This is a genomic window from Segetibacter sp. 3557_3, from assembly GCF_004354985.1.
Taxonomy (GTDB): domain Bacteria; phylum Bacteroidota; class Bacteroidia; order Chitinophagales; family Chitinophagaceae; genus Segetibacter.
Window position 1 is genome coordinate 57720 of sequence record NZ_SMSK01000006.1, and the last position, 26998, is coordinate 84717.

Annotated in this window: 21 protein-coding genes; 5 read left to right on the plus strand and 16 right to left on the minus strand. The window is 45.7% G+C overall.

Translation table 11 applies throughout. The annotated features are described in order from the left end of the window. Window positions 1-59: 59 nt before the first annotated feature. The 4 genes from EXU57_RS11325 to gldF form a co-directional block, all read right to left on the minus strand. Window positions 60-2564 carry a bifunctional UDP-N-acetylmuramoyl-tripeptide:D-alanyl-D-alanine ligase/alanine racemase gene (locus tag EXU57_RS11325; protein ID WP_133268327.1) on the minus strand — a complete coding sequence of 835 codons (2505 nt, stop codon included), beginning with the start codon at window positions 2562-2564 and terminating at the stop codon, window positions 60-62. Window positions 2565-2582: 18 nt separating this feature from the next. Continuing rightward, window positions 2583-3560, minus strand: a complete 978-nt coding sequence (locus EXU57_RS11330) for a TerC/Alx family metal homeostasis membrane protein (protein ID WP_133268328.1) — start codon at window positions 3558-3560, stop codon at window positions 2583-2585. Window positions 3561-3756: 196 nt separating this feature from the next. After that, complete coding sequence (gldG, locus tag EXU57_RS11335) at window positions 3757-5469, minus strand: gliding motility-associated ABC transporter substrate-binding protein GldG (protein WP_133268329.1); 1713 nt, start codon at window positions 5467-5469, stop codon at window positions 3757-3759. Between the two features lie 141 nt (window positions 5470-5610). Then, window positions 5611-6333, minus strand: coding sequence for a gliding motility-associated ABC transporter permease subunit GldF (gene gldF / locus EXU57_RS11340; RefSeq protein ID WP_133268330.1), 723 nt, complete (start codon window positions 6331-6333; stop codon window positions 5611-5613). A gap of 195 nt (window positions 6334-6528) precedes the next feature. Here gldF and EXU57_RS25370 point away from each other — a divergent pair, with 195 nt between their 5' ends. Beyond that, the gene (locus tag EXU57_RS25370) at window positions 6529-6954 is read left to right on the plus strand and encodes a hypothetical protein (protein WP_133268331.1); all 426 of its coding nucleotides are present in this window, start codon (window positions 6529-6531) and stop codon (window positions 6952-6954) included. A gap of 132 nt (window positions 6955-7086) precedes the next feature. On the opposite strand, the gene EXU57_RS11350 is transcribed toward EXU57_RS25370, so the two are convergent. After that, window positions 7087-8268, minus strand: coding sequence for an IscS subfamily cysteine desulfurase (locus EXU57_RS11350; protein ID WP_133268499.1), 1182 nt, complete (start codon window positions 8266-8268; stop codon window positions 7087-7089). A 123-nt stretch (window positions 8269-8391) separates the two neighbouring features. Between EXU57_RS11350 and mce the strand changes: the two genes are divergently transcribed. Continuing rightward, window positions 8392-8793: a methylmalonyl-CoA epimerase gene (gene mce / locus EXU57_RS11355; protein WP_133268332.1), complete on the plus strand. Its 402-nt coding sequence runs from the start codon at window positions 8392-8394 to the stop codon at window positions 8791-8793. A 354-nt stretch (window positions 8794-9147) separates the two neighbouring features. Here the strand turns inward: mce and rnc are convergent, their stop codons facing one another. The 3 genes from rnc to EXU57_RS11370 form a co-directional block, all read right to left on the minus strand. After that, complete coding sequence (gene rnc, locus EXU57_RS11360; protein WP_133268333.1) at window positions 9148-9858, minus strand: ribonuclease III; 711 nt, start codon at window positions 9856-9858, stop codon at window positions 9148-9150. 4 nt (window positions 9859-9862) lie between these two features. Next, on the minus strand, window positions 9863-11116 hold the full coding sequence (gene fabF / locus EXU57_RS11365; RefSeq protein WP_133268334.1) for a beta-ketoacyl-ACP synthase II: 1254 nt from the start codon (window positions 11114-11116) through the stop codon (window positions 9863-9865). Window positions 11117-11216: 100 nt separating this feature from the next. Next, window positions 11217-11453, minus strand: a complete 237-nt coding sequence (locus tag EXU57_RS11370; protein WP_026751146.1) for an acyl carrier protein — start codon at window positions 11451-11453, stop codon at window positions 11217-11219. Between the two features lie 345 nt (window positions 11454-11798). On the opposite strand from EXU57_RS11370, the gene EXU57_RS11375 reads away from it, so the two are divergent. Further along, on the plus strand, window positions 11799-12227 hold the full coding sequence (locus EXU57_RS11375) for a GNAT family N-acetyltransferase (protein WP_133268335.1): 429 nt from the start codon (window positions 11799-11801) through the stop codon (window positions 12225-12227). On the opposite strand, the gene EXU57_RS11380 is transcribed toward EXU57_RS11375, so the two are convergent. The 3 genes from EXU57_RS11380 to EXU57_RS11390 all read right to left on the minus strand — a co-directional run bounded on the left by EXU57_RS11380 (window position 12228) and on the right by EXU57_RS11390 (window position 17913). Further along, entirely contained in the window at window positions 12228-12707 is a 480-nt protein-coding gene (locus EXU57_RS11380; RefSeq protein ID WP_133268336.1) for a YcxB family protein, read from the minus strand. A 229-nt stretch (window positions 12708-12936) separates the two neighbouring features. After that, window positions 12937-14313, minus strand: coding sequence for an alkaline phosphatase D family protein (locus tag EXU57_RS11385; RefSeq protein ID WP_133268337.1), 1377 nt, complete (start codon window positions 14311-14313; stop codon window positions 12937-12939). Between the two features lie 243 nt (window positions 14314-14556). Beyond that, the gene (locus tag EXU57_RS11390) at window positions 14557-17913 is read right to left on the minus strand and encodes a vitamin B12-dependent ribonucleotide reductase (protein ID WP_133268338.1); all 3357 of its coding nucleotides are present in this window, start codon (window positions 17911-17913) and stop codon (window positions 14557-14559) included. 460 nt (window positions 17914-18373) lie between these two features. Here EXU57_RS11390 and EXU57_RS11395 point away from each other — a divergent pair, with 460 nt between their 5' ends. Next, entirely contained in the window at window positions 18374-19129 is a 756-nt protein-coding gene (locus EXU57_RS11395; protein ID WP_133268339.1) for a geranylgeranylglyceryl/heptaprenylglyceryl phosphate synthase, read from the plus strand. Window positions 19130-19541: 412 nt separating this feature from the next. Here EXU57_RS11395 and EXU57_RS11400 read toward each other — a convergent pair whose 3' ends face one another. Genes EXU57_RS11400 through EXU57_RS11410 form a run of 3 tightly spaced genes read right to left on the minus strand, consistent with a single transcriptional unit; the run spans window position 19542 to window position 22688 of the window. After that, window positions 19542-20828 (minus strand): M20/M25/M40 family metallo-hydrolase, encoded by a 1287-nt coding sequence (locus EXU57_RS11400; protein WP_133268340.1) that lies wholly within the window; start codon window positions 20826-20828, stop codon window positions 19542-19544. A gap of 60 nt (window positions 20829-20888) precedes the next feature. Then, window positions 20889-21626: a LytR/AlgR family response regulator transcription factor gene (locus tag EXU57_RS11405; RefSeq protein WP_207955465.1), complete on the minus strand. Its 738-nt coding sequence runs from the start codon at window positions 21624-21626 to the stop codon at window positions 20889-20891. A 15-nt stretch (window positions 21627-21641) separates the two neighbouring features. Next, window positions 21642-22688: a sensor histidine kinase gene (locus EXU57_RS11410; protein ID WP_133268341.1), complete on the minus strand. Its 1047-nt coding sequence runs from the start codon at window positions 22686-22688 to the stop codon at window positions 21642-21644. Between the two features lie 273 nt (window positions 22689-22961). Here EXU57_RS11410 and dxs point away from each other — a divergent pair, with 273 nt between their 5' ends. Then, window positions 22962-24899 carry a 1-deoxy-D-xylulose-5-phosphate synthase gene (gene dxs / locus EXU57_RS11415; RefSeq protein ID WP_133268342.1) on the plus strand — a complete coding sequence of 646 codons (1938 nt, stop codon included), beginning with the start codon at window positions 22962-22964 and terminating at the stop codon, window positions 24897-24899. A 44-nt stretch (window positions 24900-24943) separates the two neighbouring features. Here dxs and EXU57_RS11420 read toward each other — a convergent pair whose 3' ends face one another. Together EXU57_RS11420 and EXU57_RS11425 are read right to left on the minus strand one after the other, a co-directional pair. Beyond that, window positions 24944-25747, minus strand: a complete 804-nt coding sequence (locus EXU57_RS11420; protein WP_133268343.1) for a segregation and condensation protein A — start codon at window positions 25745-25747, stop codon at window positions 24944-24946. A 276-nt stretch (window positions 25748-26023) separates the two neighbouring features. Next, complete coding sequence (locus tag EXU57_RS11425) at window positions 26024-26947, minus strand: DUF3078 domain-containing protein (protein WP_133268344.1); 924 nt, start codon at window positions 26945-26947, stop codon at window positions 26024-26026. Window positions 26948-26998: the final 51 nt, after the last annotated feature.

Sequence of the window (26998 nt, forward strand, 5' to 3'; positions counted from 1 at the left end):
CTTTGAAACGGGCAGCCTTAAGTTTAACGATCATAAAACAACTCTCATACACATAAGTATTACTCTTCAAAATACACTCTTTTTACCCTTTGGCTTATACCAGTCATGATTTCGTAAGGAATCGTTTCACACCATTCCGCTATCCGGGTAACCGGAAGATTCGTTCCAAAAACCTCAACGTAATCATCTTCACGAACCCCATCTATGTTTGTAACGTCTAACATCGTCATGTCCATGCAAACATTGCCGATAACCGGTGCCAGGGCACCCCGAACCAACATGCTGCCCACACCATTGCCGAGCTTTCGGCTAAACCCATCAGCATATCCAATTCTCACCGTAGCTATTATACTGTCACGATGCAGCAGCCCGGCCCTGCTGTAACCAACTGTTTCGCCGACTTGAACCTTACGTACCTGGGCGACTGTGGTCCTCAGGCTAACTGCAGGCTGCAAAGGAAGGTTAACTCCTGGTGCGGGTACCCCATAGAGGCCTATCCCAAGGCGTACCATATCATATTGCAGGTGAGGATGCCGAAAGATAGCGCCCGTATTTGAAAGGTGTTTAATAAAGGTATACCCGATCAAGCTTTCGATGGATCCACAGGCAGCTTCAAAATCGGAAGCTTGCCGTAGTGAAAACGCGTCATGCAGCGGGTTATCACTCCCAACCAGGTGACTAAACACCGAACGTACCACCAGACGATGATTTGCGACAAGTATATCCGTAAGTAAGGGTACATCGAAGGTTTCAAAACCAAGACGATGCATGCCGGTGTCAATCTTTAGATGAATAGGAAATCCTGCCAATCCTGCGCGGTTGAGGTATTCATCAAAGGCCCTCAGGATTGAAAAAGAGTATAGTTCGGGTTCCAGGTTGTACTCGACCAGGGCATCGAAGGTCACTTCTTCAGGGTTCATTACCATAATGGGCAAACTAACCCCGTCTTTCCTCAGGGTTATACCTTCGTCGGCATAGGCCACCGCGAGATAATCAACTTTCTGGTACTGTAGCAAACGCGCGATCTCCACGCTACCACTACCATAACTGAATGCTTTAACCATCGCCATAACCTTTGTATGCGGGTGCAGTATACGCTGGTAGGCCTTCAGGTTATGAACCATCGCACTTAGGTTTACTTCGAGAATGGTTTGATGGGTCTGTGCCTCAAGCAGGTGCCCGATCCGTTCAAACTCGAACACCCTTGCACCCTTCAGGAGAATCACTTCATCTCTGAAAAGGCTGGTATGAACAGCCTGGAGGAAAGCGTCTGTAGACTCATAGCAGTGAACCTGGCACCCGGTAGAAGGCCGGCCTTCGGCTACCTCCAAACCTGCACGTATACCATAAAAGCCCGGTCCGATAAGGATAAGCCGGTTGATACCAGCAGCTTCAACCTTATCCAGCACCAACTTAACAAGATGTGCAGGCGAAAGGCCGGATTCTAATATGTCGGATAAAATAACGGTTGAATTCTTTCCCACGGATTGCTGCCGTAGATAATCAAGGGCCAGCGCAAAAGAAAGCAGATCGTTGCTGTAGCTATCGTTAATTAGTAAGCAACCATGTATAGCCGCCTTCAATTGCATACGCATATCTACTGCAATAAGGTGGCGCATTCTTTCTGAAATGAGCTCCTGGTTATAGCCGAGGATGATGAGTACACACCAACAGGTTATGGCATTGTCTATGGAGACCCGGTCAGTAAACGGTATGGTGACCGAAACAGGAATACCGGCATAAACCCCGTTGATCGTGGTGGCGGTGTTGGTGGTCGTTTTATTAACGACAAACAGGCTTGCTTCGCTACGACGACTCCAAGAAAAAAACGAAATGTCCTGATCCCTGCGGGCGCTCTGCAGGTGTTCAGGATTAAACCCGGGAGTAAGCGCATCCTTACAATACACCAATTGTTTTACCCCGGCAAACAGGATTGCTTTTTCCCGGGCCTTTTGCAGGTCATTGGCAAATCCTTCTTTGTGTGCCTCACCAATATTGGTTAGTATCCCTATCGTTGGCCTGATCATATCCTCAAGGCGACTCATTTCTCCGGGGCGTGAGATGCCTGCCTCGAAAATGCCAAGTTGGTGCACCTCATCCATTTGCCATATACTTAGTGGCACACCTGTTTGTGAATTGTAGCTGCGCGGATTTCTTACGATATTAAGATCAGGCTGTAACAATTGGTATAGCCACTCTTTGACGATGGTTTTACCATTGCTGCCCGTAATACCGACAATGGGGAAATCGAACTTTTGCCGGTGAACAGAGGCAAGGGTTTGTAGTGCATTTCGCACATCGTCAACAATTATAAAGTTTACCGATGGCCAGGCTTCAACGTCAACACCAGCGGGCACCACAAAGTTGAACACCCCTCTCGATATAAGATCACCGATATAGTAAGAACCCTCATTGCGGGATCCGTGCAAGGCAAAAAACAGGGATGTTGTACTAAATACAAGCCGACGGCTGTCGATCAACAAATGCTCAATGGTTGCACCAGGATCTGTAAGCCTGGCTTTGCCTTGAAGAATTGCTGCAATGTTCCCTATAGTGTAAGACAATCCCGGGAGGTTAATGGGTTAGAGATCTTCCTGAGGCAGAGGGGCAGGATTGTTCCGGGAGGCGTAAATTGAATATGCAATTGAACCGCCCAGGCATAAGATAATAACCGCAAGTGATATATAAATAGATATGTGAATGTCGAAGAATTCAATCAACATCTTAACACCGATAAACACAAGTACAATTGCGATACCCTGTTGCAGGTAGTCGAATTTGTCTACTGCTCCCCGCAAGAGGAAGAATAAACTCCGAAGGCCCAGAACGGCGAAAATGTTTGAAGAATAGATGACCATGATATCATCGGAAGTAAATGGCTGGGTCGCCTTTTCGCGAACGAGCGACACTACTGTCGGTATGCTGTCGAGAGCAAACACGATATCCGTACCCGCAAGCATAAACACAACAATGGCCAGAGAGGTGAAATAAATCTTACCGTCCTGGCGTACCATGAACCTTCCCCTTGGTTGAAGGGTTGTGATCCGGAAAACCTTCTGAATAGCACGGTAAATAAAGCTATCAGCGGGATTATACTCATCATCCTCTTTCTGGAAAAACAGGTGTATACCGGTATACAACAGGAAAGCTCCGAACACGTACAACAGCCAGTGAAAACGGTCGATGAGTTCGATACCAAGCCATATAAAGAGGATCCTAAATACAATCGCCAACAGTATCCCGATGAGCAGCGCACGACCGGCATCAAGTTCGTGCACCCTGAAAAATGTGAATATCAGGATGAAAACAAAGATGTTGTCGATACTCAGGCTCCATTCCATCAGGTAAGCAGTAATATATTTCGTACCTACTTCTCCACCCTTTTGAAACCACAGGAAAGCGCAAAACGCCAATGATAAGAGTACCCAAAAGATGGTCTGGAATAGTGCCTTCCTGATTGTTATCACCGATTGGCTTTTACTCATTATCCCGAGATCAAAAACCAGGGCCAACACTAATGCAATACCGAAAATGAGATAAGTAATCTGGTCAACAGTCATGATAAAATTTGAAAGCCAAAAATAAACAAAGCATTTACGAAATACGTGATATATATCTTAGCCGACAGGTTAAGTTATTCTTTTGGACCCAGCTGAAGAGGTACTATGGAGCATCGTTGCGTCGCACTCTTTTACTTTTCGTATGCGCCTCGGCCATAACCACGATGCGCATAAACCATCAGTGCTAAATACCCTGTTAATTGGAATATAAACGCTTTCTCCTTACCTGATAAAGCCATCCAAACAATAGTACAAGTACAACAGGTATCCCAAGGTTAAGGTACTGCCATTTGGTTTTTTGTTCAGCCAGCTTCGCTTTGTCGAGTAAGCGTAATGCTACATCCTTTGCCCTTGTTTCAAGTATGCCGTTCTGGCTCACCAGGTAGTCAACAGCATTAAGCAGGAAATCCTTATTGGCAAACTGGTAATTTTCATATTGTTGTTTACCCATGGGCAACGCACCCTGTGTCTGGCTGACTGTATTGGTAACGAGGTCGCCATCACTTACTACGATTTGCCGGCTTTCCTTTAACGCTGTAGGCGTAAATGGCTTGTCGGAGTACAGTGAAAGACTATCCCGGAGTGCCTGTGATAACCGGTTTGCATAAAGTGAGGAAAACCTGCCTTCGAGGAGTACAGCCACCGGCAGGTAGCTCCTGTTAAAGGTCCTCAGGTCTTCTTCGGTCTTTACACTTTGAAGGCTAACGAGTGCCGGGGAACTAAGGGTTCGGCTTAGGGTATCTGATGTAAGCAGTACCGTTTTCCGTATCCCGGGAGCTTTAATCGTATCGATTGACCCGGGAAAAATGCTCAGGATGTCATCGAGATTCTTTGAAACGGGATGGCTACCGGTTGAGGTTAACAGAGGGTAATAGGGAAATGGCAGACGCTGAATCTGCGGCTGATCACCAACCTGGCCCACTACAAGCGGTTGCTTTGCACTTTTCAGGTCCTGCAAAAGGTCGTTATTTATGCGCACCCCGTATTTGAACAACAGGTCTTCAATGTTTAGGTTTTTGTCGAACGCTACAAAGTCGGCCTGGGCACGTAAGAGGCTATCCATCTCGGCATAAAGCTTATCGATAAACCAGATTACGTTGCCCCCGTTCAATACATACTGATCGATTTTCAGTTTTTCGATATCATTAAACGGCTTTGAAGGCTTCACCACTAACAATGCCTGGATAGTATCGGGGTCTAATGCTGCGCGTGCAAGGTCAATTACGCCAAAGCGGTAATTGTTGCTCATTACCTCGAAAAGATCCTTTACTGTTGGGTTTAATGGCTCCCCGTTACCCGCCGCATAAGCAATAACCGGCAGGCTCTTGCGGGTAAGTTTATGTATAGCGTCGGCAAACTTAAATTCCAATAAGGCTTCGCTGTAATTGAGGGTACTTTCTTCATCCTGGCCGCTCCTTCCGCTCATCAGGTCAACTGGTATCTGGCGGTCGCCGTACTTAACGAGCGCAGCAGGGAAAATCAGCCTTTCTGTTTTTTCTTCTCCTTCTTTGGCAGTTACCTGGTTATTAAAAGGGCGAATGCCTTGTTGAACCAGGCTATCGTAAACAGCATATCGCAGACTATCAGGCATACCCTCGCCCGGCCTGACAAACCGGTATTGCAGGTTTGTTCCCCCGTATTCCCTGAACTCGGCCAGCAACTCGTCAGTAGCAATGCCAAGCCTTTTAAATCCCGCGCTTAATTCACCTGTGAGCAAAACATCTACCTGCACCTGCTCATCCAATCCCTTCAGGAGCTCCTTAGTAGACGGGCTAAGTGAATAACGCTTTTCCGTTGTAAGGTCTAACCGGTAGTGAAAAACCGACACCAGGTAGATTGCTGCAATAAATACAAGCAATGTCGGAAGCCACCAAAGTTTATTGTTCAACAACTTTTCTGCAATTCTCATGATTTTATTTTTTCGAAAGCGCCTGTTTCAGATAAAAACCCCCGGAGCCAGGTTGACTGAACCCTTAGAACGTTCTAGTATAATTTGCAATACACGGGGCGTTGGCAGGAATGAAACAACATGAACGTTTTTCTAACCCCGTTATCTTTTAAGCAGGTTTCGTTGCGTAATAAACAGGAAAAAAACGATTACCATAACAAAGTATAGTACGTCGCGTGTATCTACGACTCCCCTGCTGATGCTCTTATAATGGAAGCTGATGCCAAGCATCTGGATATAGTAATCAACCCCGTTGGCAAATACCGGGAGCTGACTTAAAGCCTCAAACCCGCTATAAAGGAGAAAACACACAAAGGCTGAAGCAATAAATGCGACTACCGTATTGTTGGTGAAACTGCTCATACAAATGCCAACCGCGGTATACACTGCACCAAGAAACAAGAGTCCCAGGTAGCTACCGATTGTACCACCGATATCAATCCCACCCTTTGCACTCAACTGCTGGATACTGACTGCATATACAATTGTGGGCAATAAAGCAATTGCAACAACCAATAAACAACCAAAGAACTTACCCCAAACCACCTGTTGGTTTGTAAGTGGCAAAGTCTTCAAAAGCTCAAAGGTTCCGGTTTTATATTCATCGGCAACGCTACGCATAGTAATTGTTGGCACCAGGAAAAGCATCACCCATGGCGCCAACGAAAAAAAGCTATCGAGTGTAGCATAGCCATATTCGAGGATGTTGGAACCGGGAAAGACAAAAAGGAAAAGGCCCATTAATAATAGAAAAAGAACAATTGCGATGTACCCGGTAAGGCTGCTGAAAAATTGTTTCCATTCTTTACTGCAGATGATCCACATATAGTCAAATCTAGTATGAATTAAAGAACGCCCTAGAATTAGTTTTAAGGTTGGGGTAGAATAAAAACCCGCTTAACAATCTCTCGTTAATTTTCGGAAAATGGTTCGGTTCGCCGCGGGGACTGTTTCAACGGGAAAAAGGGTGTAACAGATGTGGAAAGTTCAACTTATGCGTGTCTCAGCAAAAACGTTGTTATGAAAATTAAAACTTTCGTTGTTGTTAGTGCTTTAAGTGCAGCCTCGCTGGTAGCAGGAGCGCAAAGCGCAAAAAGGGAAAATACCGGAAAAAGACCCGGAACAGAGATTCCTCCACCCCCACCTCCCGCGCCTGCTGTACTGCAAATGCAGGACCAACAAAATGTACCTCCACCCCCACCTCCTGTACCTGCTGAAGCTCCCACCCCTGCTGCCCAGATGATACCACCCCCTCCTCCGCCTGTGCCTGCTATAGCACCAGTCCGGGAGGGACAGCGGGTAACGCCACCAACACCTGCCGTACCGGCTGAAACGTCTGTCCATCCTGCTCAGATCGCACCTCCGCCCCCACCTCGTCCAGCCCAAGCTGCGCCAAAAACGAATCCGTTACCCGAGCAGGCAGCCGCGAAAGGTAATCGTAGTTGAGGTTCAACAAAGCTCGAGGCTTCTGACGCCGTTCAACCCGTGTCAACCACCTTATCAAAGGAGGGGAGACCATGCTCCCCTCCTTTGCACTTCTATCCGGGTACTACTGACGGTAGCCGAGAGTCGGCAGCACTATGCTGATTTGTGCAACTCCCATAATGGACTCAATTGCCTAAGTTCATGAACGGATTTTTTCACTTGCTCAATTGTAAAATCGACTTGTTCACTGGTGGTAAAGCGTCCCAGGCTAAACCGCAGTGAGCTATATGCTTCCTGGTCACTTAATCCCAGCGCCTTGAGTACATAGGATGGTTCAAGTGAAGCAGAAGTACAAGCCGACCCGGAGCTGATAGCAATGCTTTTGCTAATACCCATCAGCAGTCCTTCGCCCTCAACATGTTTAAACGAAATGTTGGTCACATGGGGAAGCCGGTGACGAATGTTTCCGTTAATATAAGCCTCGCCAACCGTTAACAGCTCCTGCTCCAGTTTATTCCTGAGTCCTGTTAATCGTACACCTTCGTCGTGCATTTCGGTTTTTGCAAGCGCGGCAGCCTTTCCGAAACCAACTATCGACGGCACGTTAAGTGTACCGCTACGCATTCCTCTTTCATGACCGCCGCCGTCTATTTGCGCGGTTAGTTTTACGCGCGGGTTGCGGCGACGGACATACAATGCACCAACTCCTTTTGGTCCGTACATCTTATGAGCGGTCAGGGCCATTATGTCTATGCCATCCCTATTAACATCCAACGGGATTTTGCCTGCAGCCTGAACACCATCTGTAAAAAACAAAACCCCATGTTTCCGCGCGATGTCGCTGATCGCTTTAACCGGCTGTACAACCCCTGTCTCGTTGTTTGCATACATGATAGCAATTAGTATTGTATTGGGTTTAATGGCCGACTCGAGGGTTGGTAAATCGATGAGCCCATCTGGCTGAACTGGCAGCCAGGTTACCTCGCCGCCGAGTTTTTCGATGTGCCTGCAGGTATCCAATACCGCCTTATGTTCAGTGGCAGCGGTAATCACGTGGTTGCCCTTACCAGCATACATCTCAAAAACACCTTTTATCGCCAGGTTGTCGGCCTCAGTTGCCCCGCTGGTAAAGATGATCTCTTTAGGGTCTGCCCCGATTAGCTCCGCTACCTGTTCTCTTGCATATTCAACTGCCTCATCGGCCGTCCAGCCGTAAGCATGACTTCGACTGGCGGCGTTCCCAAAGTTTTCGGTAAAGTAGGGCAGCATGGCCTCTACCACCCTTGGGTCGCACGGAGTTGTGGCATTGTTATCGAGATAAACTGGTAATTTCAGCATAACAAAATGACTTGAATAATCAACTGCAAAAGTACAGCAATCCAACTTCAACCCAGGTTTGTGTGCAGTCAAGGGAACCAATTTGGGTTAACTACAACATCTCTAATCAACATCAATTCCATGCTTAAAATAGAACACATCGGTATAGCGGTTAAAGACCTGAAGTCGGCGGTGCCACTTTTCGAAGCCTTGCTGAACACCCACTGTTACAAGCAGGAGACTGTTGAAAGCGAACAGGTATCGACTGCATTTTTTCTCAAGCAGGATAGTAAAATTGAATTGTTGGAAAGTACGGCAGCTGATGGGGTGATTGCAAAATTTATCGCCAGGAAAGGAGAAGGCGTGCACCATATCGCGTTTGAGGTTGAAGACATCTATGCCGAGATGGAACGGTTGAAAGCAGCAGGTTTTACGTTGATCAATGCAGAGCCTAAACGCGGAGCCGATAACAAGATGATTTGTTTTGTTCACCCGAAAGAGACCAATGGTGTGTTAATTGAATTGTGCCAGGAAATCAGGTAATGGCACCTGGTGGAAATAGAAGACGGAAAACACGGTTTGAAAACAATTTAAAAAGATTGTTCTTTCAAAGAACCATAGATCATCCGTTAGATCCGTGTCATGCGTGTGCCAAACAGTTTTAACTGTGGTGAGTAGTGTTATGCGGTACAAGGGAGTGACACAACCGGAGCCTCATCAATGGTCATCTGTCGGTCCCCAAAAAATGTTACAGTAAACGGGGTATATCTGTTGATGGAATACCTGCTTTCTACGTTATTGATCGGGCTTATATTAAGCAGGGGGTTTTAAATATTGTTATCGGCGAGAAAAACATATTCTGGATGACAGACGAATGCTTTGTCTGTTATACGAAAGCTAGAGCCCTAACTTTTCAATGGCGAGTTGTGCTGCTATCTGGCTGGCGTCTTTTTTATTGTAGCCCTTACCCTGTGCAAGCTTTTCGCCGTCAAGCACTGCCGCAATGGTAAAGATGCGCCTGCTGTTTTCCACTTTTTCTTCAAGGGTGTCGAAGGTGAGAACGCGACCATTTTTACTTGCCCAGCCGATCAGTTTATTCTTCAGGTTAATATCGATACTCTCCAGGTCGTCTACATAAAGGTGTGGGATAATGATATGCTTTTGCACCCAGCGTTGTGTTTTCCGGTAACCTTTATCGAGGTATACGGCACCAACCAATGCTTCGAGTGTATTGCCAAAAATCTGGCTTCCTTTAAGTGAGCCATCAAACTTGTTGTACAATGCGATTTTCTTAAGACCAATCTTAAGCGCAAGATCGTTAAGCTGTTGGCGGTTAACCATCTTACTTCTCATCTCGGTTAAAAAGCCTTCGCCTTTATACGGATACTTCTTAAAAAGATAGTCTGCGACTATAGTACTTAATACCGCATCGCCAAGGTATTCGAGCCGCTCATTGTTTTCGTCGGCACCTTCTTTAACCGAGCGGTGGCTCAGGGCAGTAGTATACAGCGATATGTTGCCGGGCTTGAGGCCAAGCACATTTTCAATTTGCTTTTCGAATGACTGCTGGGAAGATTGCTTGCCAAAGAATTTTTTGAAAATTTGCACAGTATTAAGCTACATATTTTTTTACGATCACTGCGGCGTTATGGCCACCGAATCCAAATGTATTGCTTAAAGCCGCTTTCACTGTTCTGTGTTGTGCTGTATTGAAGGTGAAGTTCAGCCGGGAGTCCAGCTCAGGGTCGTCGTTGAAGTGGTTGATGGTAGGCGGAATGATACCATCGGTGACAGACTTAATGCAGGCGATTGCTTCAATAACGCCGGCTGCTCCGAGACAGTGCCCTGTCATACTCTTGGTGGAGCTGATGTTTAAGTTGTAAGCGTGTTCGCCAAATACGTGTGCGATTGCTTTGAGTTCGGCACCATCACCCAATGGCGTTGATGTGCCGTGCGTGTTGATGTAGTCTATTTCGTGAGGTTGCATGCCGGCGTCTTCGAGTGCAGCAAGCATTACGTTTTGTGCACCTAAACCATCGGGATGTGGTGCAGTTATGTGGTGCGCATCGGCAGTGGCGCCGCAACCTGCAATTTCGCAGTAGATTTTTGCACCGCGCGCCAGCGCGTGGTTAAGGCTTTCGAGTACAAGTACACCGGCGCCTTCGCCCATTACAAAACCATCGCGGTCGCGGTCGTACGGGCGACTTGCGGTTTTGGGATCGTCGTTTCGTTCGCTGAGTGCTTTCATGGCATTAAACCCGCCTACGCCAGCTTCGCTGATGACGGCTTCACTACCACCGGTAACAATGATGTCAGACTTGTTTAAACGGATGTAGTTAAATGCATCCATTATGGCGTTGGTAGAGGAAGCGCAGGCACTAACAACAGCAAAGTTTGGACCCCGGAAGCCATGGCGCATGGATATGTGACCGGCCGCGATATCAAGGATCATCTTTGGTATGAAGAAAGGATTGAAGCGTGGGGTGCCATCACCTTTTGCAAATTCAACAACCTCCTGCTGAAAGGTAATGAGTCCACCGATACCGCTGGCGAAGATGACACCTACACGGTCGGGGTTTACATTTTCTGTGGTGATGTTTGCGTCTTTGATAGCCTGGTCGCTTGCAACAATGGCTATCTGGCTAAAGCGGTCGATTTTGCGGGCTTCTTTCCGATCGAGATGTTCAGTGGGTTCGAAATTTTTAATCTCGCAGGCAAACCTGGTTTTGAATTTTGAAGCATCGAAGTTTGTAATAACGTCGGCCCCGGATACACCGTTAATTAATCCTTCCCAAAACGCTTCGGGGCTGTTTCCCAATGGCGTAAGGGCACCCATTCCTGTTACTACAACTCTATTCAATTCCATATGCTGGCCGCTTTCATTTAAGTATAAATCCGCCTACAGCAGCTTGAAGCATTTGTAAGGCGGATTAATAAGTTATCGCTAATAAAAAGGCTGTTCCCAGTTACTTAGCATGCTCTTCAAGGTAGGCAACTGCTTGTCCTACTGTAGTAATTGTCTCTGCCTGCTCGTCAGGTATAGAAATATTAAATTCTTTTTCAAACTCCATGATTAACTCCACGGTGTCCAAAGAATCGGCTCCTAAGTCATTCGTAAATGACGCTTCGTTGGTCACTTCAGCTTCATCTACGCCTAGTTTGTCAACAATTATTTTTTTAACTCTTGTTGCGATGTCTGACATTGTAATAATTTTTAGTTACGGTTGCAAAAATATATATTTTGATAAATAAGCAAGTACTTAGCAGATTTTTATTTATTTGACTAAGAGCGCCCAAAGTAGGTGAAAAATCTGACTTTTCACTTTTTTATTAAGCGTTGATTCCCTTATGAAAAGGGGCCTGTAACGGGGTTTTGAGCCTAATTTTCCGGAATGTTTTTATTTGGGTTTAAGCGATAAAAATCACATCTTACAACCGAATTCAAAAGTCGGATAACTTCTTTTGAACAACCCTGTTCAGGGAGTTCAGATCGCTGCAGTTGTCTATTTTGCCAATGGTTCCTATATTATAAAACCCAAACTATCGATATGCCGCTGAAGATTATTGATCACGGTTCCAAGGAGTATAAGCAGATGGTGGAAATGCGTAACCAGATTTTACGTAAGCCACTTGGTCTTTCATTTAAGCCGGAAGAACTTGAGAAGGAAAAAGAAGATGTGCTGATCGGAGCTTTTGAAGACGACGAGATGTTGGGTTGTTGCCTGCTTACCCAGGTTGATGCAAGCAGCGTTCGACTCCGCCAAATGGCTGTAAAAACTGGTTTACAAGGTAAAGGGATCGGAAGGGTGCTGATGCAGTTTGCTGAGAACCTCGCGCGAGACCGGGGAAACAGGAAGATTGTGATGCACGCGAGAAAAACAGCCGTTGGTTTCTACGAAAAACTGGGCTACAAAGTTGCGGGTAGTGAATTTGAAGAAGTAACTATTCCACATTATATAATGGAGAAACAACTTTAATTATTTACGTGCTATTTTACGACGCAACAGTTCTCTGATTTCTTCAAGATTACCTTCCCGTACTGCTGCAGCCTTTGGCACCAGGAAAAAAGACCTGCTATCGAAATACAGGTGAATAAAATGCGGGGTTTCGAAGTAGGTGCTGAATTGTTTCCATCCCCACTCTGTATATCCCCGCTCATTTTGCAGGCGCACACCTGCATCGTTGAAAAACATGGTAAAGCCATCCCTGAACGTCGAAGCCTTTCTGTATACCGCATAAGGCATAATAAACCAAAAGGCTGCCATTAAGCCAACCCACAATATCGAACTGACCAGGAAGGCAAGAGGCGAAACTTTTTTGAAGTAGAAAAGGGCGGCAGATAAAATGGCAAAGATGTTAACCAGTATAATCAACAGTTTGATTTCGGAACGTGTGATGAAGTGAAGCCGCAGTGCCTGTATAACAAGCCTCTTTTCGTATTCAAAAGTGATTTGCATGTTACCGTTCTTTATATTTTGATCAAAGCGCCCGTTCTTTAACCTTATCCTCTTTATAGCACCTGCTGCCACGGATCAATACGTTGTATAATCGCCCTTTCAGATCTTATTCACGTGTTGAAAACACCCGTTATTTTTTTCAGCCTGACGAAACCTGTTGCTTTCGCCGGACACCCGGCTGAAGTGTGCCGATTGAAATGCAATCTTAGCACTTACCATTATTATGACCTTATTTATTTGAAACGTCTTTGAGGTTCACACTCCACTCTCCTAACCTGTCACCATTAATATCCAGGAATTCAGCGAGCATTCTACGTTCCTGCCCTTTGCCGGAAAAGCTGACACGGGTATAGTTCTGCTTGTCCGTAATGCTCAATACACGCGCTGGATTGTTGCGTTCTGCCTCACTGTACTTTGAAGTACCGGATGTAAGTGGCGAAGACGTAATGTCGTATAAGGGGTAATTTCTGTCTCTTGTTAATTTGTTTATCTCGCTAAGATGGCGATCACCGGTAAGAAAAACCACGCCATTGATTTTTTCCGTTTGCAAAAAGTCGAGCATCTCGCGATACTCTGCCGAAAAATGCCGGAAGCAATCAAACGGTGATAAGGGATTCAGCACCTGGCTGCCAATCGCGATGATCCTGAAGTTGATGTTTGTGTTTCCATTACTCAAACGCATCGCATTCTTAAACCACTCCATTTGTTGCTGACCAAACATGCGCTTCCCGGTATTTGGCTGACCATTAATGCTATCAGGTGTGGCGTCGTGACTGCGAAACCAGCGGTCGTCTAACAAGAAAAAGTCGACATCATTATAGGTGAACCTGCTATAAACACCTTCTCCATTTTCACCGAAAGAAGGATTACACCAGCTGTTCATAAATACTTTGCGGCTCTCTTGTTTGAGCACATAACTTTTATCCGCGTCGTTCGGGCCATAGTCATGATCATCCCATATGGCATAATGGGGCATTGCTTTTAAGAAAGGCTGTAACACTGCCATACTGCGATCGCGTGATGCCCTATAGTTCAAACCCCATGCGCTGTAATAGTCGGCTTCACGTGTATACCAGTTATCACCCAACCACAACATAAATGCAGAACGTTCTCTGGCCATGGACAGGAAAATGGTACTATCCCCGCCATAGGGTTTACCGGGCCGGTCGTATTGGGGTTCATTAAAATAGGCACAACTGCCGGTTAAGAAACTAAAGTCAGGTGGAGCCTTTCGCCATTGCCACAAATCCTGGGTGGTAAAAATTCCTGCACCCAACACCTCCGGTGCCCGGGTAGCACCAACCTGGTATTCATACGTGGTTGCCGGCTCCAGGCCGGTGATATCAAACTTGTAAACATTGGGAAAACCTGCATCAAGCTTCTGAACAGTAATCGTTTTGCCCGTTGCCCTGGTTTTACCTTTTTGCCAGTAACGAATAAGTGCTGCGGGTATACCTTCTTTTAGTTCTATCCAAACCTGCCCGCTTCGTAGTTCAACCTGTCCCATCATCGGACCAGCTACTACATCCCGCTTATTCTGTGCAGTAGCAGTAAACAAACAACAAAAGCAATATATCGGAAGAAGTGTTTTAAAGTTAAGACCCATGTAAGTTTTTTAGGATTGCAAGGTAGTATCCCGTTTAGAATTCCCACTGAAATGAAGTTATTATTCTGGCTTGGTCCATGGCGATGACAGGCCGGCTCAGCTGTTCACCCGGGGGCAGTCTGCAGATTGTTTGTTTCGGCGATTTTCACGGCTATTAGCCCTGCTCATAACGGTACAATTAGCAATACCGATAAACATAAAAGCCACCATACCGGTGGCCTTTATGTTTATATCAAAGACTTGTTAGCTACATCCCATGCTGTTACCACAATTCAGGCATTTGTAACAGGTACCGCTTCTAAGGGTAATATGACCACATACATTACAGGCAGGCGCATCGCTCTGCATGTTTTTAGCAGCTGCATTTACCGCGTCCATACCCACATCAGCTTTGGCAACACTTGCACGGTGCAACTTTTGCGGGTGGGTTACCGGGGCAACATTTGGCGATGAAACCCTCACCTTGCTTAGCTCAGGTTTTATGTCGTCAACTTCCTCATCTTCGCCAAGGTTGCCGATCTCGGGTTTATTGAGTACGTGCACCAGGTCGGTACGGTGCAGGTATTCGTAAGCAAGACACCTGAACGTAAAGTCAACCAGTGATGTCGTGGTTTTAATGTTTGGATGATCAACCATTCCGGCCGGCTCAAACTTGGTGAACACAAATTTCTCAACGTACTCTTCTAACGGAACACCATACTGCAGACCGATAGAAACGGCAATGGCAAAACAGTTCATCAGGCTGCGAAGGGTGGAACCTTCTTTCGACAAGTCGATGAAGATCTCGCCCAGCGTACCATCGCTGTATTCACCGGTATGTAGGAACAATACCTGGCCGTTTACTTTTGCTTTTTGGGTAAATCCACGGCGCTTTCCAGGCAGGGTCTTCTTTTCAACAATACGCGATAACTGGCGCATAAACTGGGTATCCGGACTATCCTGCATCCGCTTTGCAACTTCGTCGAGCAATTCAGCTACGGTAAGCTTGCTCATGTCCACAATGTTCGCCTCAGCTTGTGCAGCTTCAGCAGTTTGGGTTGATGCGGTTGTTGCAGTTGTTGCGGTGTCTTCCGTTTTCTTTTTCTTATCGCTTTTATTGCTCAGTGGCTGGCTTAGTTTCGATCCATCGCGATACAAAGCATTTGCTTTAAGTCCCAGCTGCCAGCTCAACAAGTAGCAATCAGCAATCTCTTCTACCTTGGCCTCGTTCGGAAGGTTGATTGTTTTAGAAATCGCACCACTGATGAACGGCTGTGTAGCTCCCATCATGCGGATGTGACCATGCGCATGAATGAAGCGCTCGCCCTTTTTGCCGCACTTGTTTGCACAGTCAAATACGGAAAGGTGTTCTTTTTTAAGGTAAGGTGCACCCTCAACGGTCATGGTACCACAGATATAATCATTTGCAGCATCAATTTCCTCTTCGGTGAAACCAAGCGCCTCAAGCAGGTTGAAGCTCCAGTCGTTGTATTGCTCTGCTGAAAATCCAAGTCTTTCAAAACATGCCTCTCCCAAACTAAACCTGTTGAAAACGAAACCAATTTCAAAAGCAGATTTTACGGCTTCGCTTAGTTTTTTGATCTCTTCAGCTATAAAACCCTTTTCACTTAATGTTTGAGGGTTGATAAATGGCGCACCATCAAATGTGCCGCTTCCAACCGCGTATTTTATAATAGCATCCACTTCTTTTTCGGCATAACCAAGGTTGTGCAAAGCTTGTGGAACCGATTGGTTAATGATTTTGAAGTATCCGCCCCCGCTCAACTTTTTAAATTTAACCAGGGCAAAGTCAGGTTCAACACCGGTGGTATCGCAATCCATCACCAGCCCGATGGTTCCTGTTGGGGCAATAACGGTAGTTTGCGCATTACGGTATCCATACTTTTCGCCGAGTTCAACAGCATCATCCCATGCTTTACAAGCCGCCGTAAGCAGGTAATCGGGGCAATATTTCGCTTTGATACCCTGTGGCTTTACGCTCAGCTTTTCGTAAGTATCTGCGTCGTATGCGGCCAGACGGTGGTTACGCATAACCCGCATCATGTCTTCCCTATTTTCTTCGTAGCGATTAAAAGCGCCAAGGATTGCCGCCATTTCCGCGCTGGTTCTGTAGCTGACACCCGTCATAATCGCACTGATTGCACCTGCAATTCCACGAGCCTCTTCGCTGTCGTAAGCAATACCGCTTACCATAAGCATGCTTCCCAGGTTGGCAAAACCCAAACCGAGTGTGCGGTAGTCGTATGACAATTGGGCTACTTCTTTCGATGGAAACTGGGCCATAAGCACAGATATTTCCAATACCACTGTCCATAAACGGCAGGTGTATTCAAAACCTTCCACGTCAAAAATGTTGGTGTCACCGTCGAAAAACTGCCTCAGGTTTACCGATGCAAGGTTGCAGGCCGTATTATCGAGGAACATGTATTCGCTGCACGGATTAGAAGCACGGATCTCACCACCTTTAGGACAAGTATGCCATTCGTTAATGGTCGTATTGTATTGAGCTCCCGGGTCAGCACAACGCCATGCTGCATAAGCAATCTTGTTCCACAGTTCTCTTGAAGCAATTTTTCTCATGGTACGGCCATCCGTACGTGCCTTAAGTTCCCAATCCTCTCCTTTTTCAAGTTTCTCGAAAAATTCGTTTGGGATACGAACAGAGTTGTTGGAGTTCTGGCCGCTCACGGTCTTGTATGCTTCTCCTTCGTAGTCTGATGCATAGCCGGCATTGATCAGCGCACCTACTTTCTTTTCTTCCTCAACTTTCCAATCAATAAAATCAACAATTTCAGGGTGATCCAGGTCGAGACACACCATTTTTGCTGCGCGGCGTGTTGTTCCACCTGATTTTATTGCACCAGCTGCGCGGTCGCCAATCTTTAAAAAGCTCATTAAGCCGCTCGAAGTACCACCGCCACTAAGTTTTTCACCCTCGCCGCGAATGTTGGAAAAGTTGGTACCTACTCCGGAACCATACTTAAAAATCCTGGCTTCACGCACCCAAAGGTCCATGATCCCGCCATCGTTTACAAGATCGTCCTCAACGCTCAGGATAAAGCAGGCGTGCGGTTGCGGACGCTCGTATGCCGAAGTAGATTTTTTAAGTTGTCCGTCTGTCTGGTCTACAAAATAGTGCCCCTGCGGCTTGCCTGAAATACCATAGCTCTCATATAAACCGGTATTAAACCACTGCGGGCTATTTGGCACACAAGCCTGGTTTAAAATGCTGAATACAAGCTCTTCATAAAATACCTGTCCGTCTTTTGCACTCGCGAAGTAGCCATATTTTTCACCCCAAACCTTCCAGCAATTGGCCATACGGTGTGCTACCTGCTTGGTAGAAGTTTCCCGGCCTGTAGAACCATCCGGTTGAGGTACACCAGCTTTACGAAAGTACTTCTGCGCAATAATGTCGGTTGCAATCTGGCTCCACTGTTTCGGTACCTCCACGTTGTTCATTTCAAATACAACCTCACCATTAGGGTTCCTGATGATACTTGTACGATAATCGTATTCAAACATGTCGAACGGCGATACACCTTCTTTGGTAAAACGCCGGCTGAACTTAAGACCGGTTGTGGATTTCGATTTGGTCATTGGCAAAAGATTTATAGTTATTTAAAACGGGTTCGTTGGTTTAAAAAATTAAGAAGCAGACGACGAAAATATCTCTCCTTTTCTGAAATGCTTAAAGGGAAATATCAACAGCGTGTGGAAAATTGAGTTCGCTTTTTACGTAAGCGCCAGCCCTGCTGTGTTTCACGGATTATGCACCGCCGGTGGATAATTAAATGTGCTAATCAGGGCACTGTTGTTGCTTAATTGTGAATTAAAAACCAGTACAATATCATATAACAAAAATTACAATGATAAATTCGTTGCAGCACTCACCATAACCCCCGATTTTGCTTCTTCCGGGTGCGATAATTGCATCTGGTATGAGTGTTTAACGCGCAATTTCCATTACCCGGTTGCATTACGCGCGGTTCTGTTAAAATAAACGGCTTAAACAGAAAAGTTTTTTGCATTTTTGCAATTACCAGATGATATCAATTGCATGAAGAATAAGCTATACCAGCATTTTTTAAGGAATAAACAACAGGGGCACAAATCGTTCGCGGTCTTAGTTGATCCTGATAAAGTTGACAATCCGAAAATTGAACAGTTGGTATCACTTGCAATCGATGCAAAAGTTGACTATCTATTTGTAGGTGGTAGTTTGCTGATCTCTAATCACCAGGATGAGTGTATTCAAAAGATCAAATCCCTTTGCAATATTCCCGTTATCCTTTTTCCCGGAAGCCCTTCACAGGTGAGTAAGTATGCCGACGCCCTCCTTTATCTTTCTCTTATCTCGGGTCGTAACCCTGAATTGCTAATTGGTCAACACGTTGTCAGTGCCCCTTTTGTTCGTAAAAGCGGGCTCGAAATTATGCCAACAGGGTATATGGTCATCGATGGTGGCGCACCTACTACAGTCTCCTACATTTCAAACGCCACTCCCATTCCTTCCGACAAAAATGAAATCGCCCTTTGCACGGCCATGGCAGGTGAAATGCTGGGCATGAAACTCATTTATATGGACTCGGGAAGCGGTGCAAAACGTCCCATCCCTGAAAGCATGATCGAGATGGTCGCAAGCCATATCGAAGCTCCGCTAATTATCGGCGGGGGTATTAGCGATCCTGAAAAAGCTTACCGCAACTGTAAAGCCGGCGCCGACGTGATCGTAGTAGGTAATGCCATTGAAAAAGACGAAAGCCTGATCAAAGAAATGAGCGATGCCGTTCATTCCATGATGATCAGCGTATAATTAGCGGATTACGGATGAGCGAATTTCGGATTGCGCCGATCCTTCAAAACACTGCTCTCAAATACATTTTTTTTGGACCGGGCGGGATCGCTTCAGAAAACATCGTTGCGTCGCACTCTTGTACGGCATTTTCCCTATTTAGCAATTACCGTAAGTTCCCTCCAAAGTTTGGTGTACTAAATCACTTAAGTCTGGCTGAGCCCCATCCTTACCAAAAGTATATCGAGTATTTTACCGACTGCGCCGCTTACTAAATGAAACCAATAACTGGGCTGGTAAAGGGCTGGCACACCCCAGTAATTAACCGAATGGATCTTGTTTCCAGAAAACAGCCCGGATTAAACCTGAGCGATACAAGCTCAACCGCTGATTAAACCAAATCGGGAATATGGTAGATGATGCTGCCTGGCGACTATCGCTCCAGATCTGATGTTTTTACCCTTGAGGGACTGTCCTTTCCCGCAATGATGGAGGTAGCGCTAACCGCGATAGACTTGATAATCTCAGTCATATTGCCGAGGTCTAATGTGCCGATTTCGTCACTTGGTTTATGGTAATTGGGTTCAGCATCCATTTTAGAAGTGGAGATTGTATGTGCAGGTACCCCCAGGCGGGCGAGTGTGGCATTATCCGAACGATAAAACAATTGCTCTTCCGTATAAGGATCGGGGTAAAACCTAAAGTCCGATCCGCTAAGGTTTTTCTGCAGGATCTGTCCCATATCCGTTTTCTCGTACCCGGTAATATAGGCAGAATTCTTCCCCCATTTACTTTCGGTACCAATCATCTCGATATTGAACATCGCCGCAACCTTTGCTGCATCCAGGGTACGGGAAAAATGCTGCGAGCCATAGCCCCCGGACTCTTCTGCTGTAAAAGCCACAAATATGATTGTGCGTTGGTTATTGTTAAGTGCCTTAAAGTATTTCGCTAGCATTATAACACCCGTTATGCCAGCGGCATCGTCGTTTGCACCGTTGTAGATGGAGTCGCCGTTCTCTGGTTTGCCAATGCCCAGGTGATCATAATGCCCGGAGAAGACAACAAATTCACCGGCTCTGGTTTTACCTGGTAAAACCCCGACTACGTTTGTCAACGGCATTTCGGTGACAGTGTGTTTAGACTCAATGGAAAAAGTTTCCGGTTTTCCTGCCGAAAGCAGGAAAACCTGGCTCTTGTCGGATTTGAACAATTGGCGTTTCAGAAATGTCAACCTGCTAAATAGCCTCCTGAAACTGGTATCAACAATAATAATGGTGTTTTTTCCAGCTTGCACGAGGGCTGAAGCCTGCACGAAAAGGTTGTCACCCGCTTTAATGTAGGCGACTTCGTATCCCGACTTATCGTTTATTTTTAATTCTGGCTGGCTGGTTACAACAACAACCTGGCTTAGGTCTACAGCCTTGCCATTTACGATAGCAGCGCCACCGTTCGGCACTGGACGTACCATGGTGAAATGCTGAAAATAATCTTTCTGGCCCGTATACGAGTTTAAGCCCGCTGCCTTAAACTCGTTGCTGATAAAAGCTGCTGCTTTGTCAATCCCCGGTGTTCCGGTTCTCCGACCCTGCATATCGTCGGAAGAAAGCGTCTTTTCAATGCGTTCAACTTCTTTAAGGTTAATCACCTGATTAATCTGCTGAGAGAAACCGGTGACTGCGACTAGCAAAAAAGCCGGAAATATCAAACGTTTGATCATGTTGGTTAACTATGGTGCTAAATCCGGTAAAGTTAACCGAATGCATTTAGCATTAAGCCTTTATAAACTCATCATTTCCTTAAACTTAACCGTTTGCCTGCGGCTTACTTCAATTTTTTCTCCTCCTTTTAGTTCCAGCAGTAACCCCCCATTGAAATAGGGCTCAATTTTATCGATCCACCGCATGTTAATAATGTGCTTTCGATTGGCACGGAAAAACACCTTGTCGTCGAGTCTTTCTTCAAGGGCATTCAACGATTTAAGGATCAGGGGTTTATTGCCTGCAAAAAACACTTTGGCATAGTTTCCTACACTTTCAAACAGGCGAATTTCATTAAGTTTTACAAACCAGCAGCGCTCACCATCTTTTACAAATACCTGGTCATTTTCACCAAGCAGGGTATTTCTGTTGATGATAACCCCGGATGAGGAAGGCTCTTTGCTTTCTTCGTAGTGTAGTTTTTGAATGGCGTCGTACAAACGGCGGGGTTCAACTGGTTTTAACAGGTAGTCGAAGGCATTTACTTCAAAAGCTTTCAAAGCATATTCGTCGTAAGCGGTTGTAAAAATTACCCTTGGGCTCCTTTCAAGTTCCTCCAGCAGATCAAAACCTGTTTTTCCCGGCATCTGAATATCAAGGAAGATCAGGTCCGGTGAATGTTGTTCAATTTTCTCCAGGCCTTCGTTTACGTTCGCGGCCTCATCTATAATCTCAATTTCACTGAACTCCTGTAATAACTTTTTTAACTCGTTCCTGGCTAGACGTTCGTCATCAATGATGATCGTTCTGATCGACATGGGTTATTGGGTTTATTAGTTCAGGGTGGCAGGCATTGTAATTTTGGCTTCCACCATATCATTGGAATCTTTGATCTGAAAGTGGGCTTTTTCGCCGTACATCAGCATCAACCTGTTTTGGGTGCTGTACAAGCCAAAACCGTCGCTATTGTACCCTCCGTTGAGATGCCCGGTGTTTTGAACGATTAGTTCGTGTTGGTCGCCTTTAAAGTCGGAAATGATTTTAATTACCCCGCCTTCTACCCTTTTGCTTATTCCATGTTTAATGGCATTTTCCACAAGCGTTTGCAACATCATAGGTGGCACCGGCTGATCAAGGGTATCTTCATCTACGTCGTACTCCACCCTGAGCCGGTCCTCGAAGCGAATGTGCTCAAGTGCCAGGTAATCTTTTACGATCCCCAGCTCCTTTTCGAGTGGAGCGGTTTCAAGCTTTTCCGCTTTCATGCTGCTCCTTAAAATATTACTCAACTCGGTAATAGCCTGGCGTGCTCTTTCCGGGTTTTCGTCCACCAGCGCCCTAATGCTGTTTAAGGCATTAAAAATGAAATGAGGATTGATGTGCGATTTTATAGTTTTAAGTTCCAGCTCTTTTACAAGTGTTTGTAAGCGGATCTTATCAAGCTGCTCCTGGCGGCTTTTTTCAATGTAGTGGTAAGTAAAATAAATGAGATTCCAGATGATCAGGAAGAAGAAAGCACCATATGATGCCCGTAAAGTCTGGTTAAACAGGGTGAACCGCTTGAATTGTTCGGGGGTTAGGTTGAACAAGTTCTCGAAGAAGATGCTGGCGAATCCAAAAGCAAATGAGAAAGCCAGTGTGGTAAGAAACATCGAGATGATCTGGATGTCGAGCGACTTCTTAAGAAATCCGAGCCGTCGAATACAAAACCGCATTAAATGGGTTGTGGCCAGCCCTACAATGGCATCGAGCATAAGCACCTCAAAGAAATTCGGCTGCTCCTGGGTACGCAGAGTAAGGTAGAAGAAGGTCCAAACAATAATATAGGTACTCCAGCCCCCAATTTGGCAAAGCCAATACTTAGAGATCTTTTGCTTCATATTTCTCAAAAATAACGAACTGTGGTGCTTTCACCTGAATACTTTTGATTAAAGGTGAAATGTGGGTTCCATTGGTGCAGAAGCCAAATGTCGCACCAGTTCTTTGTATGATATTCTTTCGTACAAGTTATTGATTTCCGTTCAAAAGATTTGCAGGATTAACAATGCTCCTTTCAAATATCGCATTTAAACTTTCGTTATAAAACTTTGTTGTTATAAACCAGGTACCCGATCAAAAAGGTTTAAAGCCTTATTTTTACAAAAATTTAGTGAATGGAAATTACTCCCGGCACGTTACTCAAAACAATTAATGCCCCTTCGGACCTTAAAAATATCAGCCGGGAACAATTACACCAGGTTTGCGACGAACTCAGGCAGTACATTATTGACGTTGTTAGTGTACACGGTGGTCACTTTGCAGCCAGCCTGGGTGTTGTAGAGCTTTCGGTGGCTTTACATTATATCTACAATACACCTTACGACCAGTTGGTTTGGGACGTTGGTCACCAGGCATATGGGCATAAAATCTTAACCGGTCGCCGGGAGAATTTTTATACAAACAGGAAATACAACGGTCTAAGTGGTTTTCCCAAACGGTCAGAAAGTGAGTACGACACGTTTGGAGTAGGGCATTCTTCAACTTCGATTTCTGCTGCGCTTGGTATGGCCATGGCTGCCAAATACAAAAAAGAAGAAGATCGCAAGGTTGTTGCCGTTATTGGCGACGGAGCCATGACCGCCGGAATGGCCTTTGAGGCAATGAACCATGCAGGTGTTGCCGACAGTGATGTGTTGATCGTTTTAAACGACAATTGTATGAGCATCGACCCAAATGTGGGCGCGCTCAAAGAATACTTAACAGATATTGCTACCTCTCCCACCTATAATAAGCTCAAAGACGACGTTTGGAATGCTTTGGGCAAATTGCCGGTTGGTAAAGGTTTTACAAGGGCAATGGCACACAAGTTAACCGACAGTGTAAAAGGCATGGTTAGCAGCAGTGCAAATCTTTTTGAGGCGCTTAAGCTGCGATACTTTGGTCCGATCGACGGACATAACATTACAAAGCTTATCGACACGCTAAAGGACCTCCGGGAAATTCCCGGACCAAAGATCCTTCATATCATTACGGTTAAGGGTAAAGGTTATTCGCTTGCCGAAAAGGACCAAACCAAATGGCACGCCCCGGGATTATTTGATAAAATCACCGGAGAGATCGTTAAAAAGAAATATGATGCCCCGCAACCGCCCAAATACCAGGATGTTTTTGGTCATACAATAGTTGAACTTGCCGAAGCTAACGACAAGATCATGGGAGTTACCCCGGCAATGCCAAGTGGTTGCTCCCTGAAATTTATGATGGACAAAATGCCTGACCGGTCATTTGATGTGGGTATATGCGAGCAGCACGCGGTAACGCTTAGTGCGGGCCTTGCAACCCAGGGATTAACCGTGTTCTGCAACATTTACTCTTCCTTTATGCAGCGGGCTTTCGACCAGGTCGTGCACGACGTAGCGATTCAGAAGTTGCCGGTGGTTTTATGCCTGGATCGCGCCGGACTTGTGGGCGAAGACGGACCTACCCACCACGGTGCGTATGATATTGCTTACTTCCGCTGTATTCCGCACATGGTCATCAGTGCACCCATGAACGAGTCTGAGCTTAGGAACCTGATGTACACTGCGCAATTACCCACCAACGACGCTCCTTTTGTAATACGCTATCCACGGGGTGAGGGCGTGATGACGGAATGGCGCACGCCATTTAAAGAAATTCCCATCGGGAAAGGCAGAAAAATCAAGGGCGGTGAGGATATCGCTATTCTCTCTTTTGGACATCCGGGGAACTTTGCTACTAATGCTATCCGGGAACTTAAAACTCAGGGCCTCAACCCGGCACACTACGACATGCGTTTTGTTAAGCCAATTGATGAAGAATTGCTGCACGAGGTTTTCCAAAACTATGGTAAAGTAATTACGGTAGAAGATGGAACGATCGTGGGTGGATTTGGAAGCGCAGTTCTGGAGTTCATGGCCGCAAATAATTATCACGCAGAAGTAAAGATGCTCGGAATACCGGACAGGCTTGTTGAACATGGTAGCCCCAAAGAACTTCATCGCGAATGTGGCTACGATGCCCAGGGTATTGCAGAAACAGTTCGCGAAATGCTGAAGGATAAAGTTAGGGTGAGTAGCATGATCGCCGGCTAAGAATAAGGCTGGTGGATTAGTTTACGATCCCGCTTTGCAGCCGGTTAATTTTCTGAAGGATAATTACGGGTTGCCAGGTCCAGACCGGTGTCTTCCTCCTCACGGTTCTCGTTCCATTCAATGATAAAGTTATTTTTTCCTTCGCCGACCATTATCGTCATAAAGTGTAACTGGATCAGTTCAAGCACGGAAAGAAACAGGAATATCGCGTGTATGCGATCGTTACAAACCTCGAAAACCTTTTCGAACGAAACCGTTTTACCTTTTGCTGCAGTGTCAAGCACGTACTGCCTGCTCTCTTCCATGGTGTAATTGTAACGCACAACGGTATGGACCGGCCTGTTCTGTCGATCATGTACTTTCTGCATGACCTTCTCGAAGGCCTTCATCAGCTTAAACAAACTGATATTTTGTATCTCGGTACCTTCTCCTGCGTTTTCCCCTATTTCACTGAGCTCCTTCTGCAGGTTTCCTCTTTTTACCATTAACATGCGCAAAGCTTCCATCTCAGCCATTTGAACGGCAGCTTCCTTGAACTTCTTGTATTCAAGAATTTTATCGACCAACTCCTGCCTGGGATCAATTTCGTTCCCCTGGGCATCAATTTCCTTGCGGGGCAAAAGCATTTTCGCTTTTATGCGCATTAGGGTTGAAACAAAAAGGATGAACTCACTACTAAGCTCAATGTTCAGCGACTCCTGTGAATGAATAAAAGCGAGAAAATCGTTAGTGATGGTAGTAATCGGTATGTTATAGATGTCTAACTCGTCTCTTTCTATAAAAAAAAGCAGCAGGTCAAACGGACCTTCAAACTGGGGAAGCTTTATCTGGTATATTTCGGGGTTCACGGGGTCGGTTTGAGCTAGAAAAATAATCCCGTATGCACTGCATTACGGGATACAACAAAAGTAATTATTATGAAGCAATGTGGTTCGATAAGCCGTTAATTCGATTTCGCTGAGCCCAGTAATGCGATGCAGTAAAAGAGTGCGACGCCCCCGTCCGAACCGGTTCATCCGGGCGGGCGGCCGAACGGCGTAGCCGGGCGGACAAGGATGCCAAATAGACTCACTTCAGCTTGAGCCAAAAAAATCTTCGTTGTTCACCAACAGCTGCAAGGATCACTAGAACTTTACGGAAGCACCCACACCAAAAACAGACTTCAGTTGAGTATCGGGTCGGGATTTGGTATAGCCAAAAATCCGGGTGTTAACGTCGTACTTGAGATCAAAACTGTAAATCACGTTTAGCCAGTTATTAACTCGCATGTTAATCATGTTGGTCCAATATACATCAATATTGGCCGGATCTTTAGCAACAACATCAGAAAATAGGTCCAGTGCCGAACGCAGGTTTACATTCTTCACCACCTCTTTGTTATAATTGAATAAAGCATGCAAACCGGCTTCTATCCGAACTTCGCTATTTGGCAAAACTCCATAGTTAGCTGCAAGTTCATACGGCCTGTTTGCAACCAAAACAGAGCGGCTGGCAACTCCAAGATGACCACTGAATGTTTCTTTGTTTGAAAAATACTGGATACCCGGTGAAAGCGTAAAAATCCCGGGAGCCAGAAAAGCAGAAATACGCTTCCTTCCATCATCATAGTCGTATCCATCAGCAAATTGGGTTCTGAAGTTCAGAACAGCTCCAAGCCTGAAATGACGAATGGGTTTTTTACCAAGTTCATATGACCACCTTGAGGTCAATTCCAGCTTATCATCGTTTTTAACCAGTCCATGAGCCCGGCTTTTCAGCAATCCAAAACTTGCATCCACCATGTTGTCCCAGTGCCCACGCCCAATAGTGTGTTTTGCGTAGAGGTAAAGAAAAGCATTAGCGGAAAGACTAAACCGGTCACCACCAGCTGCCCAGTTGCGGGTACCTGATTGTGCGACAGCAAAGCTGGCAATACCGCCTTTATCCCATTTACCGCTCGTTTTCTTCGATTTTACAGGTGCTTTAGGCTTTGTTCCGTTCGCTGACGTCTGGGCCTCAACCGACGATACAACTGAGCACAATACAAGGATTAGTAATGATTTTTTCATAAAATTGGTAAGTAGCGGAAACACATTGGTGCCGGCAAGCTTCACAAATAT

What these genes read in the sequence shown, in the direction of transcription:
- EXU57_RS11330 (WP_133268328.1), bottom strand. Translation starts at nt 3,560, where the DNA reads ATGACTGTTGACCAGATTACTTATCTCATTTTCGGTATTGCATTAGTG.
- gldG (WP_133268329.1), bottom strand. Translation starts at nt 5,469, where the DNA reads ATGAGAATTGCAGAAAAGTTGTTGAACAATAAACTTTGGTGGCTTCCG.
- gldF (WP_133268330.1), bottom strand. Translation starts at nt 6,333, where the DNA reads ATGTGGATCATCTGCAGTAAAGAATGGAAACAATTTTTCAGCAGCCTT.
- EXU57_RS25370 (WP_133268331.1), top strand. Translation starts at nt 6,529, where the DNA reads ATGAAAATTAAAACTTTCGTTGTTGTTAGTGCTTTAAGTGCAGCCTCG.
- mce (WP_133268332.1), top strand. Translation starts at nt 8,392, where the DNA reads ATGCTTAAAATAGAACACATCGGTATAGCGGTTAAAGACCTGAAGTCG.
- fabF (WP_133268334.1), bottom strand. Translation starts at nt 11,116, where the DNA reads ATGGAATTGAATAGAGTTGTAGTAACAGGAATGGGTGCCCTTACGCCA.
- EXU57_RS11370 (WP_026751146.1), bottom strand. Translation starts at nt 11,453, where the DNA reads ATGTCAGACATCGCAACAAGAGTTAAAAAAATAATTGTTGACAAACTA.
- EXU57_RS11375 (WP_133268335.1), top strand. Translation starts at nt 11,799, where the DNA reads ATGCCGCTGAAGATTATTGATCACGGTTCCAAGGAGTATAAGCAGATG.
- EXU57_RS11380 (WP_133268336.1), bottom strand. Translation starts at nt 12,707, where the DNA reads ATGCAAATCACTTTTGAATACGAAAAGAGGCTTGTTATACAGGCACTG.
- EXU57_RS11385 (WP_133268337.1), bottom strand. Translation starts at nt 14,313, where the DNA reads ATGGGTCTTAACTTTAAAACACTTCTTCCGATATATTGCTTTTGTTGT.
- EXU57_RS11390 (WP_133268338.1), bottom strand. Translation starts at nt 17,913, where the DNA reads ATGACCAAATCGAAATCCACAACCGGTCTTAAGTTCAGCCGGCGTTTT.
- EXU57_RS11395 (WP_133268339.1), top strand. Translation starts at nt 18,374, where the DNA reads ATGAAGAATAAGCTATACCAGCATTTTTTAAGGAATAAACAACAGGGG.
- EXU57_RS11400 (WP_133268340.1), bottom strand. Translation starts at nt 20,828, where the DNA reads ATGATCAAACGTTTGATATTTCCGGCTTTTTTGCTAGTCGCAGTCACC.
- EXU57_RS11405 (WP_207955465.1), bottom strand. Translation starts at nt 21,626, where the DNA reads ATGTCGATCAGAACGATCATCATTGATGACGAACGTCTAGCCAGGAAC.
- EXU57_RS11410 (WP_133268341.1), bottom strand. Translation starts at nt 22,688, where the DNA reads ATGAAGCAAAAGATCTCTAAGTATTGGCTTTGCCAAATTGGGGGCTGG.
- dxs (WP_133268342.1), top strand. Translation starts at nt 22,962, where the DNA reads ATGGAAATTACTCCCGGCACGTTACTCAAAACAATTAATGCCCCTTCG.
- EXU57_RS11425 (WP_133268344.1), bottom strand. Translation starts at nt 26,947, where the DNA reads ATGAAAAAATCATTACTAATCCTTGTATTGTGCTCAGTTGTATCGTCG.